This is a genomic window from Sulfuricurvum sp. (genome assembly GCF_022759005.1).
Lineage (GTDB): Bacteria > Campylobacterota > Campylobacteria > Campylobacterales > Sulfurimonadaceae > Sulfuricurvum.
Genome location: NZ_JAEMQA010000098.1, coordinates 1 through 14548 on the forward strand (window position 1 = coordinate 1; position 14548 = coordinate 14548).

Here is a 14548-nt window from a genome sequence, read left to right on the forward strand (position 1 = left end):
AAAATTATGATTATTATAAATTTATCATTTAAAAAAGCGAGACGCTTTTCATTTTTTTCCTTTATAACGTGGTAAAGAACATTGTATCAATCGAGGGTCATGTTGGTGATCAATAAGCAATCGCTGAACCCGTTCTTGCCATAACGTACCAAACAACTTAACTTCCGATGCATCGGCACGATGCGAAAGGACAAGGGGCATCAAACGTCCCATTTCAGGAGAGGGGGGAACACACGAAGGATCATAGTTAACGATCACATAGGCACCAGTATCGGTACGTTCTAATTGCAGTTCCCCTTCAATGTCGTGATGATAACTAAGCAATCCTCGTCGATCAAATTCTCCGCCCAATCCATGAAAGCCACTCTCATCCGTAGCTCCCGTGATCATGGATGCCACATTGGCAATGACCCCCAAGCTCCCCTCACCAAAAGCCCCTTTTATCCGTAGGATAATATTGCCACGAACAGGGAGTTCATCACCATACAGCGCCTTAACCCCGTGTTGTATCATCAAATAGGCACCTGCGACGGTAGGACAAGAGTGTCCTGTTAGCTTGACAATATCACAGTAGGTGTACACGAGGAGACCCTCTTCGCACGTACCTAACAAAGCAGATAGGGGATCTTGCATTACGATAGGGGTAACATCATTAAAAAATTCGGGTGTTTTCATCACTACGCTCCTAAAAAAGAGAGATTATAGTGGTATTGGGGAGTTTTTTGATTGACACATATCAAGGGAGATTACCCTTGATATTTTTCGAGGTATTTGGTATCGAAGTGGTTGTTGATGAAATCGGGATTTTTCATCATTTTTTTATGAAAAGGGATGGTAGTTTTAATCCCTTCCACAGTAAATTCACTTAAGGCTCGGTGCATACGAGCAATGGCATCGCTACGGTCTTTACCATGCACAATGAGTTTTCCAATCATGGAATCGTACGTAGGGGGGACAACGTAACCTGTATACGCATGACTATCAATACGGACACTTCGTCCACCAGGGACAATCCATTGGGTGATTTTTCCTGGACAGGGTAAAAATTTAATGGGGTCTTCGGCCGTGATACGACACTCAATGGAGTGACCACTTAAAACAACGCTCTCTTGACTTGGGAGAACTCCCCCTTCTGCCACACGAATCATCATCTCGATCAAATCCAAACCACTGACCATTTCAGAAACACAATGCTCCACTTGAAGACGAGTATTCATCTCCATAAAATAGAAATTTTTATCCGCATCGAGAAGATATTCAAAGGTACCAGCCCCTTCGTACTTGATATACTTGGTCGCGCGTACTGCAGAGGCGTGAAGATCAGCACGAATTTCAGGTGTCAAGGCAACGGCAGGGGATTCTTCGATGAGTTTTTGATGACGACGTTGCATTGAGCAATCCCGCTCACCAATGTGCAAAACATTTCCATGGGCATCGGCAATCACTTGCACTTCAATATGGCGAGGATTTTTGATGAATTTTTCCATATAGATGGTTCCATCTCCAAACGCGGCAATGGCTTCCGTTTCAGCAGCGAGAAAAGCATTTTCAATGCCCTCTTCTTCTTCAACGACCCGCATACCACGTCCACCACCACCTGCGGAAGCTTTGAGGATAATGGGATAACCTACCTCTTTGGCACGTACTTTGGCTTCAGCGATGTCTTTTATTGCCCCAGATGATCCAGGGACAACGGGAACGCCTGCTGCTATCATTACCTCTTTGGCTTTGGATTTATCGGACATCATCACCATAACTTCAGGGGTTGGCCCAATAAATTTGATCCCATGATGAGTACAAATTTCGACAAAGTTTTGGTTTTCGCTCAAAAATCCATAGCCAGGAAAGATGGCATCACAATGACTAATTTCTGCGGCAGAGATAATGGCGGGGATATTAAGATAACTTTGAGAACTTTGCGCCGCACCAATACAAATGGCAGCATCGGCAAGCTTGAGATACGAAGCATCTCTATCGGCAGTAGAGTATACCGCTACAGCCTCTTTACCCATCTCTTTAATCGTACGAATGGCACGAAGGGCAATCTCTCCCCGATTGGCGACCAAAATGCGTTTAAGTTCTGCCATGATTAAAGCTTCTTAACAAGGTATAAAGGCATATCATACTCAACTGCCTGACCATCTGTTTTAAGAATTTCAAGAATTTCACAGTCAAATTCCGCTTCTAGTTCATTCATGATTTTCATTGCCTCTAAAATAGCCACCACTTGACCTTTTTTAACACGATCCCCTACTTTGACAAAGGGAGGTGAATCGGGTGAAGGGGCAGAATAGAAAGTTCCTACCATAGGGGATACGATAGTATCTCCTGTTATTACAGAGGGGGCTTCAACGGCTGCAACAGGAGCGGGAGTACTAGACACAGGAGCTGCTATTGAAGCTGCCATCATCACAGGGGCAGTCACCGCACCAATGTTTTTTTCCAATTCAAGTGAAAAGCCATCTTGAATAATTTTCATTTTTGAGAGCGTACTTGCGTCAAACTCTTGCATAAGCGTTTTAATTTGTTTCATATCCATGGATGGATCGCTCCTGAAAGTAGGGTAATAGATATGTTATACTAACACAAATAAAATTAACAATGGATAATATTATGGGGCTTAAAAGTGATGGATGGATTCGACAAAAGGCACTTCAAGAGGGGATGATTACCCCTTTTTGTGAAGATCAAGTGGGGGTTGGGGTGGTCAGTTACGGTCTTAGCTCGTATGGGTATGATATTCGCGTCACCGATGAATTTAAAATTTTTACCAATCTTAATTCGACCGTTGTGGATCCCAAACATTTTGATGATATGAATGTGGTCGATTTTAAAGGGGAGGTATGTATCGTCCCCCCAAACTCGTTCGCCTTGGCACGAACGGTCGAATATTTTAAAATTCCTCGCGATGTTTTGGCGATTTGTTTAGGTAAATCGACCTACGCCCGATGCGGTATTATTGTCAATGTGACCCCTTTTGAGCCTGAATTTGAGGGGCATATCACCATCGAAATTTCCAATACTACTCCACTGCCCGCTAAAATTTACGCCAATGAGGGGATTGCTCAGGTTCTCTTTTTACAAGGGGATGAGATATGTGAAACCTCCTATAAAGACAAAAGTGGAAAATATCAAGGGCAAGAGGGGATCACACTTCCACGAATTTTAAAATAAAAATGGGTAGAATTCCCCCACTAAAATCCCCAAGGAGTCACTATGCTACATGAATACCGTGATGTTATTACCCACATGAAAGAGAACGATGCGGCTAACGCCCATTTCTTAAAAGTTTTTGATCGTCATAATGAATTGGATACCAAAATTGGCGAAGCGGAAAAAGGGACGATCCCTATGACCGATTTGGAACTAGAGACTCTTAAAAAAGAAAAATTGCATCTTAAAGATGAAGCGTATGCCCTCATTATCAAATACAAAAAAGAGCATAATCTCTAAATTCCCTTCAGCCCTTTTTGGGCTACTATAACAGTTCCCTCTTCATCCAATGACTTAGGACATACAATCCCCATACGTGGTGTTTAAATTTTCCTTGACGACCCATATTGATATAGTTTTGAAGCTCTTTGGGGTGAAAAAGTCCTGTTTGGTTATTTACCTCGTGGATGAGTTTAAGACGATCCGACGCAATAAGCCACTCCATATAGGGATTGGCAAACCCTTTTTTCTTTCTCCCTAAAATTTCAGGACTTAAATAATTTTTCCCTATCTCTTTAAGTAAAAATTTGGTTCCCCCACTGCCCAATCGAGCTTCGTGGGATAATCCAAAAACCGCTTCGGCTAAGCGATGATCCAAAAAAGGGGCGCGTGCTTCGAGGGTATGTGCCATCGACATCCGATCCAATTTGGTCAAAAAATGTTCCGCCACAAAGAGTTTAAGATCAATCATACTGTACCAATGGGAGGGGTGGGTATAGTCACTGTGGTCAAATTGGTGTCGATACGGTTGTAAAAATGCCAATGACTCATTGTCTTGTATCCTCCGACGAAAAAGACGAGATTGCTGTAAGTCGGTAAATTTTTCCCCCGATGTCCGAAACAAAAGGGTCTCTTCAAACATCCGTTTGTACCATTCCCACTCCCGATTCATCGAAAAATTTTGGTGAAAATAGCGTTTGAGCCAATTTTTATGTCCCAAAATGGAAGCGTGTTCAATATCCAAATATTCAAAATATTGTCGATACCCCAAAAACAGTTCATCTGACCCCTCGCCACTGAGTACGACTTTATACCCCTCTTGTGCAATACGCTCCATCAAAAGATACAACGGCAAGGCAGCAGGATCATTGAGCGGTTCGTCCATTTGGGTCAGCACTGTATCGAGATTTTCGTCAAAATCGTCATAAGAGAGGACCACTTGCGTGTTGGCTAATCCCAGATACTGGGCAGTTGCTTTGGCATTGGGACGTTCATCATACCCTTTAAACCCCTCATAGCCTAGGGTAAACGTGGGCAAAGGGTTCCCTTGCGCTTTGGCAATGGCACAAATCATGGCACTATCAATCCCCCCTGAGAGTAATGCTGCAGTAGAGACATGCGTGTCAAGGCGTTTGGCAATGCTTGCATGAAGCAACGTTTCAAGAGAATCTAAAGAGGTAGTGCGAGGTGCGTTGGCAATGCTGTAATAACTTTGTTTGGTAAAGTTCCCCCTCTCCCAGCACAGGTATTCTCCTGATTCGAGTTTTTCAATCTCCTCATAAAACGTATGGGGAGGAGTAGGGGCTAAAAAACTTAAATACGACCGTAACGCATTATTATTCATGGTCACTGAGGGTAAAAAAGGCTTAAGAGCTTTAATTTCGGACGCAAAAACAAAACACTTAGATGCAGAATAATAAAACATCGGTTTTTTTCCAAACCGATCGCGCACCAAATACAGCTTTTGATCATCGATAAGGGCAAAAGCGAACATCCCCTCCAAATGGTCTAAACACCCAATCCCCCACCGTTGATACGCAGCTAAAATCACCTCGGCATCACTGGAAGTTTGCCAAGGAAATTCGCTTAATTTGGTACGTAAGGCGTTATGATTGTAAATTTCCCCATTAAAACTGAGTAAAAGACGTTGATGAGTCAGAGGTTGATGGGAACGGTGATGATGATCGGTGATAGAGAGACGATGATGGGCTAAAAAAAGATGGTTTTCTTGGATAATACCGCAGTGGTCTTTGCCTCGATGGTGTAACGTTGCCAAAGCCGTACGTGCTAGAGAAGGAGAATACTCTCCCAAAATACCAAAAACTCCACACATGCAAACCTCTTTTTAAGCAACAAAGGGGAATGAAGTGGAAGAGAACCGCATTATGCTTCTTTGGTAACAACCTTGGTATCAATAACGTTGTGATACTTGTTTTCCACTTCAGAATAACGACTTTGAAGTGAGCTACCTTTAACAATCGTTTTACCATCAAAAAATCCGTTCTCTTCAATCGTAATTTTAGAGTAAAGAATTTGACCAATAACGCGACCAGTTGAGAGAATATGAATCATTTCTGCATCCACAACCCCATCGACCAATCCCCCAATCACGATGGTCTGTGCTTTCACTTCACCATAGAATTCCCCTTTTTCACCCACGGTTACCGTTTGGTTAGAAGAGACAGCGCCTTCAAAATTTCCGTTAATCACGACATCACTTTGAGCGGTAATACCTCCGACGATAACACAATCATCGGCAATGATCGTTGCATTGTAGGTGCGACTGCTCCCGCCTCCACTGCTTACTTTTGTAGGTTTTTTATCAAAGAATCCCATGGTATATTCCTTTCTTGTTTAAATATTTTGTTGTATGTTGCCATATTCCAACTAAAAAATGCTTGAGGGTTAATGGCAGCCCCTAGGTAATGTATCTCAAAATGGAGATGAGATCCTGTTATTCGACCACTTGCACCACTTAACGCAACCAGCTGACCTTTATGGACAATATCCCCTACTTCAACACGAGGATCGCTTAAGTGAGCAAACGCCGTCTCAAATCCATACTTATGTCGAATAACGACAATCTTACCATATCCCCCATCATCGCCTCGTACCACCCGCGTCACGATCCCATCGGCAACAGAATAGACGGGTGTTCCAATTGGGGCTCTAAAATCAACCCCTCGGTGTAAAATACGGGTTCCAAAAATAGGGTGAATCCGATATCCAAAGCCTGATGAAATTTCGATATGACGTATCGGATACCCGTTAGGAATATGCTTGAGGAGAAAGTTTTTGATCTCTGTCCCCATATCCACCGATTTTTCTTTAGAGGGTTTGCCGTCTTTATTACACGTCTCTGGTTGCCGTTGGGGTAAATTACTGCTCTCTTCATAGGCAATAATTCGCTCTTGAAGAAGTTCAAACTTATCATCCAATCTATCATACGCTGCAATTTTACTATTTAAATCACGCTGATAGATTTCATTTTGGGAAGCAAGACTCATCATTTTTTGGGTAAGTACGGGGATAATAATGGCACCAATAATGGCGACGGAGATAATAAAGACAACGATCCAAAAAATAAATTTTCGGACCAACTTGGACAAGCTGTATGACTTCGTCCCTTTGATATCGGAGATGGTTATGATAACCCTATTTTTAAAAAACTGACTCATCTGAATCGCTTAATTTTTGAAAAAAAATAGGAATATGTCCTGTCTGTTGTATTCATAAGGGGAATTGTATCTTAAAAAAATTAACAGATTTTAGAGTAAGTACGTTATCATGACGCACTTTTACCTAAATACTTGAAAGATAGCTCATTCGTAATGACCCTTTTTATTACCAAACTTTTTGCCATCTTAACCCATCATGACCGACGCTTTTTGGCTTTTTTAGTCGGTATCTCCGTACTCATTTCCTTAATAGAGATGATTGGGGTGGGGGCGATTCTCCCCTTTTTAACCATCGCCAGTGATTTTTCTAAAATTCATACTATCAGTTATGCTAATTATGCATACCATTTATTCCATTTTACCCAAGAGACCCATTTTGTGGTGGCATTAGGGATTGTCTTATTGCTCTTTTATCTCTTGCGTGCGTTATTAAATCTGGGCTATTTTTATTTACTGGCAAAATTTTCCAAAGGGCGTTACCATCTTTTGGCGTATCGCCTTTTTGAAAACTATTTGGGAATGGATTACCGCTCTTTTATCGCCAAAAACAGTGCCGATTTAAATAAAGCCATTATCAATGAAGCCCAAAATATGACCACTCTTTTTTCGAGTCTTTTACTCACTTTGAGTGAAATTTTTGTGGTGATATTTATCTACGCCATTATGATTTATCTCAATTGGAAAATTACCCTACTCTTAAGCATTATCCTCATTATTAATGCAGTGATGCTCACCATGACGGTCTCACGCGCTATCCAAAAAGCGGGAATTTCCCGTGAAGAACACCAAAAAAAGTTTTTTGAAATCATCCAAAGCTCATTAGGTAACTTTAAACTGATGAAACTACGTTCCAATACGCAGTCTATTCTCGAACAATTTGGTCACGCTAGCTCAGGCTATGCCCAAGCCAATATCCGTAATGAGACCCTCACCCATCTGCCTCGATTGTTTTTAGAGGCACTGGGGTTTGGGATCGTTATTTTTATCGCTATCTATATCGTTTGGAAGTACCAAACCGATATTTCCAAAACCCTTCCGATGATCTCGGTCTTTATTTTGGGGCTGTATCGATTGATGCCCTCTGCTAATCGTATTTTGCACGGCTACAATCAAATCCTTTTTTATAAAAGTTCCCTCGACATTATCCATAATGACCTGATGTATGATGTGGAAAACCTCCAAGATACCCCTATTGTTTTTGATCACTCCATCATTCTTGATCATATTTACTTTGAATACGATGTGAATAAACCCATTTTAGACACGATTACATTAACCATTCACAAAGGGGATCGTATCGCCTTTATCGGTGAGAGTGGAAGCGGAAAATCGACCCTCGTTGATATTATTATTGGTCTGTATCGTCCTAAAAAAGGGGCTATTTTGGTCGATGGCATCCCCCTTAGTGATAAAAACATCAAATCCTGGCGCAGTAAAATCGGCTACATCCCCCAAAGTATCTACCTTTTTGAAGGAACGGTGGCAGACAATGTTATTTTTGGGCAACCACTGGAAGTAGAACAGCTCAAAGAAGTACTCAGACAAGCCAATATTTTAGAATTTTTGGAATCTCAGCATGAAGGGATTGATACTTACGTGGGTGAAGGAGGGATTAAGCTAAGCGGTGGTCAACGTCAACGTATCGCCATCGCTCGCGCCCTCTATGGTCATCCTGAAATCGTAGTTTTGGATGAAGCTACCAGCGCTTTGGATGCTGAGACTGAAGCTAAAATCATGGAGGAAATTTATACACTATGTGCGGATAAAACGTTGATCGTCATCGCCCATCGCCTTAGCACGATAGAGAAGTGTAAATACCTTTACCAAATAAAAAATGGAAATGTGAACCCAGAAAAATAATTAAAAAAATTATTTAGGTAAAAAAAGAGAAGTTAAGTGAATGAAGTGGCGGGCCACTAAGGATTTGAACCTTAGGAGGTATTACCCTCGCCGGTTTTCAAGACCGGTGCAATCGACCACTCTGCCAGTGACCCGCATAAAGTAAAAGTTATCTTTTTTCTAACTGGAGGCGGCACCCGGATTCGAACCGGGGATCAGAGCTTTGCAGGCTCATGCCTTACCGCTTGGCTATGCCGCCACCATAATGGTGCCCGGAACCGGACTTGAACCGGTACAGTGTTACCACCGAGGGATTTTAAGTCCCTTGCGTCTACCGATTTCGCCATCCGGGCATCTGTAGAAAAAAAGATCTCAGATCAAACATCAAAATAAATTCAAATGTTTCAACTGAGATTATATGGAGCGGGAAACGAGGTTCGAACTCGCGACCCCGACCTTGGCAAGGTCGTGCTCTACCACTGAGCTATTCCCGCATTGTCTTTGTGGAGTGAAAGTATAGCAAAAAAAACAGACCGTGTAAAGAGGTTTTAGAGATTTTTTCCGTATAATCGCAAGACTATAAAAATATGAGCTGGATTATTCTCACCTACGCGAGAATGATGAGGTATAAAGGATAAAAAATGCGCAGTGATACCATTAAACGGGGATTTGATAAAACCCCTCACCGAAGTTTGCTCCGTGCGACGGGACTAAAAGATGAAGATTTTGACAAACCGTTTATCGGGGTGGCGAATTCTTATATTGACATTATCCCGGGACACTTTTTTCTCCAAGAGTATGGTCGCATTGTCAAAGACGCGATTCGTGAAGCAGGAGGCGTACCGTTTGAATTTAACACCATTGGTGTCGATGATGGAATCGCCATGGGGCATGATGGGATGCTGTATTCGCTTCCCAGTCGTGAACTTATTGCCGATAGTATTGAGACCGTCATGAATGCTCATAAACTTGATGGATTGATTTGTATCCCTAACTGCGACAAGATCGTTCCAGGGATGCTTATGGGGGCGTTGCGCGTCAATGTTCCGACGATTTTTGTCTCTGGCGGACCTATGAGAGCAGGACACAAAAAAGACGGTACCCCCATCGATTTGGCGACGGCGTTTGAAGCGGTCGGAAAACACGCCGATGGAAAAATGTCCGATGAAGAGCTTTATGAAATTGAGTGCGAAGCGTGTCCTTCTGGCGGATCATGTTCAGGGATGTTTACGGCCAACTCAATGAATACCCTTTGTGAAGCGATGGGGGTCGCATTACCCGGAAATGGGACGGTTTTGGCAATGACCCCTGAACGTATCGAAATGGTCAAAACGGCGGCACGTCGTATTGTGGAGATGGTCAAAGATGAAAACAGTGCACAATGGAATATGCGCAATATTTTGAACGATAAAGCGATTCATAATGCGTTTGTTATCGATATGGCAATGGGCGGTTCTTCTAATACGGTTCTTCATTTGCTCAGTATCGCAAAAGATGCAGAGGTCGATTTCGATATTACGAAGATCAATGAAATTTCTGAAAAAGTGATGCACATCGCCAAAATTTCTCCCTCGCTTTCGACCGTTCACATGGATGACATCAACCGTGCGGGAGGGGTGAATGCAGTGATGAAAGAGGTGAGCCGTCGCGGTGGCGTACTCAAACTCGATGCGATGACGATCACAGGGGAGACCTTGGGTGAACGGATCAAAGATGCGGTAATCAAAGACACCAGCATCATCCACACCAATGAAAACGCTTACTCTCCAGTGGGTGGTTTGTCGATTCTTTTCGGAAATCTCGCCGAAGAGGGTGCCGTTGTTAAAACCGCAGGGATCACCCCCAATATGCGCCAATTTAAAGGCTCTGCTGTTTGTTTTAACTCTCAAAATGAAGCGATTACAGGGATCATGAGTCATAAAGTCAAAGCAGGTGATGTGGTTGTCATCCGCTACGAAGGTCCCAAGGGGGGGCCTGGGATGCAAGAGATGCTCGCCCCTACGGCACTGATCATGGGGATGGGATTGGGTGAAAGTGTTGCCCTTATCACCGATGGACGTTTTAGTGGTGCGACACGGGGGGCTTCTATCGGTCACGTCAGTCCAGAAGCCGCTGAGGGGGGACTCATTTCCCTCATCGAAGATGGGGATGAGATTGAACTGGATGTGGATAGTCATCTGTTGCAACTCAATGTTGATGCGGAGATTCTTCAACAACGTCGACTTCAGTGGAAACCGATCAAAAAAGAGATTCACTCCAAATGGCTCAAACGCTACAGCCTTTTGGTTTCTAATGCTTCTAATGGGGCTGCTCTTAAAACAGAACTTTAAAAAAATTCCCCTTAAAAGGGGTGAAAATATCAATGATATCAACTCATGGTTCAAATTTTTTTTGAGTATAAAGCATTTTGTGAAGTTTTTAGTAGGTTGACAGGTCTAAACGATACAATATTGACTGTGGATAGGTACTAAACGGTGTAAAACTGCCCTATTGATAGAGAATGGAAAAATAAGAGATGTTACAAAAAGCTTTCAATAAAATATTCACCCTTTTTAAGCAACAATATTATTATGTATCAAATTATTTGCACTACCAAAAAGAATTCAACCTCTTTTTAAAAACGGATGGTGAACGATTTTCGGTAAAGTATAAAAATCAATATCCTTGCTTGAATGATAAAAATTCTTCTACAAGTTTTGATAAGCATTACATTTATCACACTGCTTGGGCTGCCCGTACATTAAAAAAAATAGCTCCTTTAGAGCATATAGATATTTCATCCTTAACGTATTTTTCTACCTTAGTATCAGCTTTTATACCTACAAAATTTTACGATTATCGACCCGTTACGATTGAGCTTGAAAATTTCACATCGGAGCATGCTGATATAATAGCATTACCTTTTGAAACAAACAGTGTCCTGTCATTATCCTGTATGCACGTCGTTGAGCATATTGGGCTTGGTCGATATGGTGATCCTATTGATCCTGATGGGGATTTAAAAGCAATCTCTGAATTAAAACGCGTTGTGCAAAAAGGGGGTAATTTATTGTTTGTTATACCAATTGGCGGTAAGGCTATCATCATGTTTAATGCGCATCGAATATACACTTATGACCAGATATTGTCTTATTTTCAGGAATTTGAATTAAAAGAATTTTCATTAATACCCGATCAGTCTAATGAAGGAATTATTCTAAACGCAACCAAAGAACAATCAGACAAACAACACTATGGATGTGGATGTTTTTGGTTTAAAAAATAAAAAGATTAGAACTTGCTGAAAATATTTCAAAATAAAGTAGTCATTAAAATCGCTGGTGGGCTTGGCAATCAATTGTTTCAATATGCTATGGGACGGGCAATTTCTATTGAAAAAAATATTCCGCTATGGCTAGATATTAGTTTTTTCAAAAATGACAGTTATTACCATAGAATTTATCTTCTAAATCAATTTCATATAAAAGCAGAAGTAGTTTTAATTGAAGCGTATCCAAATAATAAATATTTAAATCAATTTATGAAATTAAAGAAAAAAATTGACAGATATAGAGATAAAAAACATAGAATGTTTTTAGATGAACCAGATTTTTTAGATGATTCAAAAGCATCAATGGAAAACTATTTTGCTGGGGGTCCTTGTCATAGATTTGATGCGTCTTTAGTATCAGATATCTCTAGCAATGTTGTTTTGAGTGGCTATTGGCAAAGTGAAAAATATTTTAAACCTATAAGAAACATACTTTTTGAAGATTTGACGATAACAGCAAATATTCCAGAAAACATCCAAACGTTTGGTTCTTACATTCAATCTGTTAACAGTGTCTGTATTGGTATCCGTCAATATAGCGATTTTGCAGCGAGTGCTAATCATTTTAAATTAACAGCAGAGTATTATGAAAAAGCTATGAAGTTAATTTCTAGTAAGATTGAGAATCCACATTTTTTTATTTTTACGCTTGAGCGTCAATGGGCTGAAGAAAATATCAAATCAGATTTTCCAATCACACTCGTAACACCCAATAGATTAAATGAAGATGCTTATTTGGATCTCTATTTGATATCACATTGTAAGCATTTTATTATTGCTAATAGTACGTATCATTGGTGGGGGGCTTACTTATCAAAAAATAAAGAGAAGATCGTGATTGCACCAAAACAAGGTTGGGGAAACTCAGAACCTCTACCACACGAATGGATCAAGATATGATAGGACAAATAGTATGCTAGTTAGTGTAATAATACCTGTTTATAATGGTGAAAAATACATTGGCGAAGCCATTGAAAGTATTTTAAATCAAACTTTTCGAGATTTTGAATTGTTAATTATCAATGATTGTTCAACAGATAAAACCGTTTCTGTTGTTAATAAATACAAAGATACAAGAATTAAACTTATTAATAATGACAAAAATTTAGGTCTGGCTGGCGTGAGAAATGTTGGCATAGACAATGCTCAGGGAAAATACATCGCATGGTTGGATTCTGATGATATAAGTCTTCATACGCGTCTTGAAAAACAGATAAATTTTCTTGAAAATAACCCATCTTTCGGGCTGTGTGGAACATGGGTCAAGACCATAGGAGGTACTCAGCAGGTGTGGAAATGTCTCACTCACTCTGAACTCATTAAATCAACAATGTTATTTAATAATTGCTTTGCCACATCGTCAGTCATGCTTAAAAAAGAAATATTAACAAAGAATCGGTATTTATTTGATTTGGATTATCCAACTGCTGAAGATTATGATTTGTGGGAAAAAATTTCACACCATTGTGAAGTTACCAATATCCCAGAAGTATTAACGTACTACAGAGTCCATACTTTACAAACCACATTTTCTGAGGAAGCAAGAAAAAAGCAACGTGAGTTCGCATGGAACGTACAAAAAAGAATACTTCAATCTCTTAATATCTTCCCAAATGAAAAAGAAAAAGAGATACATCTGAAGATCGTACCGCAAAGTAATCTTGAATGTGATATTCATGAAGAGATGCCCTATATTTATGAGTGGCTTGAAAAATTATATTTTAAGAATGGAGAATGTAAACAATTTACAGATAGGGAGTTTAAAAAAAGTCTCGATAACAATCTATATTCTCTGTGCAGTGCATCCAAAATGGTATTGCCCTATTGCCATCGCTCACCGTATAGGGTTATAGATGTTAGATTTATCTATAGATTAATTAAGTTAATTGCTAAGTCTTTGGTTAAATCATGAAACTTTTAATAGGAATACCCTAGATGGAAAAACGTCCCCTCATATCCATTATCCTTACTACCTATAACAGACCCTTTTTACTCTTCTACGCGATACAATCGATACTTAATCAGACCTATACTCATTATGAAATCATTGTTATTAATGATTGTGGTACAGATGTTTGGGATATCATAAAAGCATTCCAATCTACTAAAATACGGTATCTATCCCATATTAAAAATTCAGGATTGCCTTTTGCCAGAAATACGGGAATACAAATTTCCAATGGTGAAATTTTGTGCTATTTGGATGATGATGACCTCTTTTTAGAAAATCATTTGGAAGTTTTGGTCGAAGCTTATCGCCATAATGATGTCAATGTTGTGTATACCGATGCGTTATTGGTCTTTGAACGCATCATCAATAATACACGAAAAGTTATTAGTACTAAAAAAATGTTTGATATTCCCAATTATACTTATGAACAATTGCAAATTCAAAATTTTATCCCTATTAATACGATTTCTCATAAAAAAAATATTTTATCCGAAGTAGGAATGTTTATGGAGACTCTTAGTTCCTTAGAAGATTGGGAATTTTTATTACGCATGGGGAAAAATAATACCTTTCATCATGTTCAACGTCATACTGTTGAAGTGCGACGGCATGAGAATGATCAAAATAATATGTTAAGTAAAGAACAGATGAAAGCACCAAAAATGTATAAAAATATCTATAATTTACATACGAGTAATCACAACCATTATATTGATTATCAAAGAAGTTTGGTGATATTAAGAATTATAAAAGATAATATGATCATTAAAAAAAGTTTATGTATTATTTTTTCTCAGTTACTTTTAATAGTTAAAGAGATTGGCAATTTTACGTACC

The 14548-nt window shown here is 39.9% G+C and carries 14 protein-coding genes and 4 tRNA genes; 8 read left to right on the top strand and 10 right to left on the bottom strand.

Going from position 1 to position 14548, the window contains the following annotated elements:
• Nucleotides 1–48: 48 nt before the first annotated feature.
• From JHC35_RS06445 to accB, 3 genes are all read right to left on the bottom strand, one after another.
• Nucleotides 49–675, bottom strand: coding sequence for a hypothetical protein (locus tag JHC35_RS06445; protein WP_295043141.1), 627 nt, complete (start codon nt 673–675; stop codon nt 49–51).
• 71 nt (nt 676–746) lie between these two features.
• Nucleotides 747–2087, bottom strand: coding sequence for an acetyl-CoA carboxylase biotin carboxylase subunit (locus JHC35_RS06450; RefSeq protein WP_295043143.1), 1341 nt, complete (start codon nt 2085–2087; stop codon nt 747–749).
• Between the two features lie 2 nt (nt 2088–2089).
• Nucleotides 2090–2539, bottom strand: coding sequence for an acetyl-CoA carboxylase biotin carboxyl carrier protein (accB, locus tag JHC35_RS06455; protein WP_295043145.1), 450 nt, complete (start codon nt 2537–2539; stop codon nt 2090–2092).
• A gap of 74 nt (nt 2540–2613) precedes the next feature.
• Between accB and dcd the strand changes: the two genes are divergently transcribed.
• Both dcd and JHC35_RS06465 read left to right on the top strand, forming a co-directional pair.
• A complete protein-coding gene (gene dcd / locus JHC35_RS06460; RefSeq protein ID WP_295043178.1) occupies nt 2614–3174 on the top strand; it encodes a dCTP deaminase in 561 nt (186 codons plus the stop codon).
• Between the two features lie 42 nt (nt 3175–3216).
• Complete coding sequence (locus JHC35_RS06465; RefSeq protein ID WP_295043148.1) at nt 3217–3453, top strand: YdcH family protein; 237 nt, start codon at nt 3217–3219, stop codon at nt 3451–3453.
• Nucleotides 3454–3478: 25 nt separating this feature from the next.
• Here JHC35_RS06465 and asnB read toward each other — a convergent pair whose 3' ends face one another.
• The 3 genes from asnB to JHC35_RS06480 are packed head-to-tail and all read right to left on the bottom strand — an operon-like array spanning nt 3479 to nt 6443.
• Entirely contained in the window at nt 3479–5266 is a 1788-nt protein-coding gene (asnB, locus tag JHC35_RS06470; protein ID WP_295043151.1) for an asparagine synthase (glutamine-hydrolyzing), read from the bottom strand.
• Nucleotides 5267–5316: 50 nt separating this feature from the next.
• On the bottom strand, nt 5317–5769 hold the full coding sequence (locus tag JHC35_RS06475) for a polymer-forming cytoskeletal protein (RefSeq protein WP_295043154.1): 453 nt from the start codon (nt 5767–5769) through the stop codon (nt 5317–5319).
• Nucleotides 5736–6443, bottom strand: coding sequence for a M23 family metallopeptidase (locus JHC35_RS06480; RefSeq protein ID WP_295043157.1), 708 nt, complete (start codon nt 6441–6443; stop codon nt 5736–5738). Before JHC35_RS06480 ends, JHC35_RS06475 begins: the two co-directional genes overlap by 34 nt.
• Before the next feature lie 321 nt (nt 6444–6764).
• Here JHC35_RS06480 and JHC35_RS06485 point away from each other — a divergent pair, with 321 nt between their 5' ends.
• Nucleotides 6765–8471 carry an ATP-binding cassette domain-containing protein gene (locus JHC35_RS06485; RefSeq protein ID WP_295043160.1) on the top strand — a complete coding sequence of 569 codons (1707 nt, stop codon included), beginning with the start codon at nt 6765–6767 and terminating at the stop codon, nt 8469–8471.
• Between the two features lie 46 nt (nt 8472–8517).
• Here the strand turns inward: JHC35_RS06485 and JHC35_RS06490 are convergent.
• The 4 genes from JHC35_RS06490 to JHC35_RS06505 form a co-directional block, all read right to left on the bottom strand.
• Nucleotides 8518–8605, bottom strand: a tRNA-Ser gene (locus tag JHC35_RS06490).
• 30 nt (nt 8606–8635) lie between these two features.
• Nucleotides 8636–8709, bottom strand: a tRNA-Cys gene (locus JHC35_RS06495).
• Between the two features lie 7 nt (nt 8710–8716).
• Nucleotides 8717–8803 (bottom strand) — tRNA-Leu (locus tag JHC35_RS06500).
• A 66-nt stretch (nt 8804–8869) separates the two neighbouring features.
• Nucleotides 8870–8944 (bottom strand) — tRNA-Gly (locus JHC35_RS06505).
• Nucleotides 8945–9091: 147 nt separating this feature from the next.
• Between JHC35_RS06505 and ilvD the strand changes: the two genes are divergently transcribed.
• The 5 genes from ilvD to JHC35_RS06530 form a co-directional block, all read left to right on the top strand.
• The gene (ilvD, locus tag JHC35_RS06510; protein WP_295043163.1) at nt 9092–10780 is read left to right on the top strand and encodes a dihydroxy-acid dehydratase; all 1689 of its coding nucleotides are present in this window, start codon (nt 9092–9094) and stop codon (nt 10778–10780) included.
• A 185-nt stretch (nt 10781–10965) separates the two neighbouring features.
• The gene (locus tag JHC35_RS06515) at nt 10966–11715 is read left to right on the top strand and encodes a DUF268 domain-containing protein (protein WP_295043166.1); all 750 of its coding nucleotides are present in this window, start codon (nt 10966–10968) and stop codon (nt 11713–11715) included.
• Nucleotides 11716–11727: 12 nt separating this feature from the next.
• Nucleotides 11728–12660 (top strand): alpha-1,2-fucosyltransferase, encoded by a 933-nt coding sequence (locus JHC35_RS06520; protein ID WP_295043169.1) that lies wholly within the window; start codon nt 11728–11730, stop codon nt 12658–12660.
• Between the two features lie 13 nt (nt 12661–12673).
• The gene (locus JHC35_RS06525; RefSeq protein WP_295043172.1) at nt 12674–13672 is read left to right on the top strand and encodes a glycosyltransferase; all 999 of its coding nucleotides are present in this window, start codon (nt 12674–12676) and stop codon (nt 13670–13672) included.
• 23 nt (nt 13673–13695) lie between these two features.
• On the top strand, nt 13696–14548 hold an 853-nt coding region (locus JHC35_RS06530), incomplete at its 3' end, for a glycosyltransferase family A protein (RefSeq protein WP_295043175.1).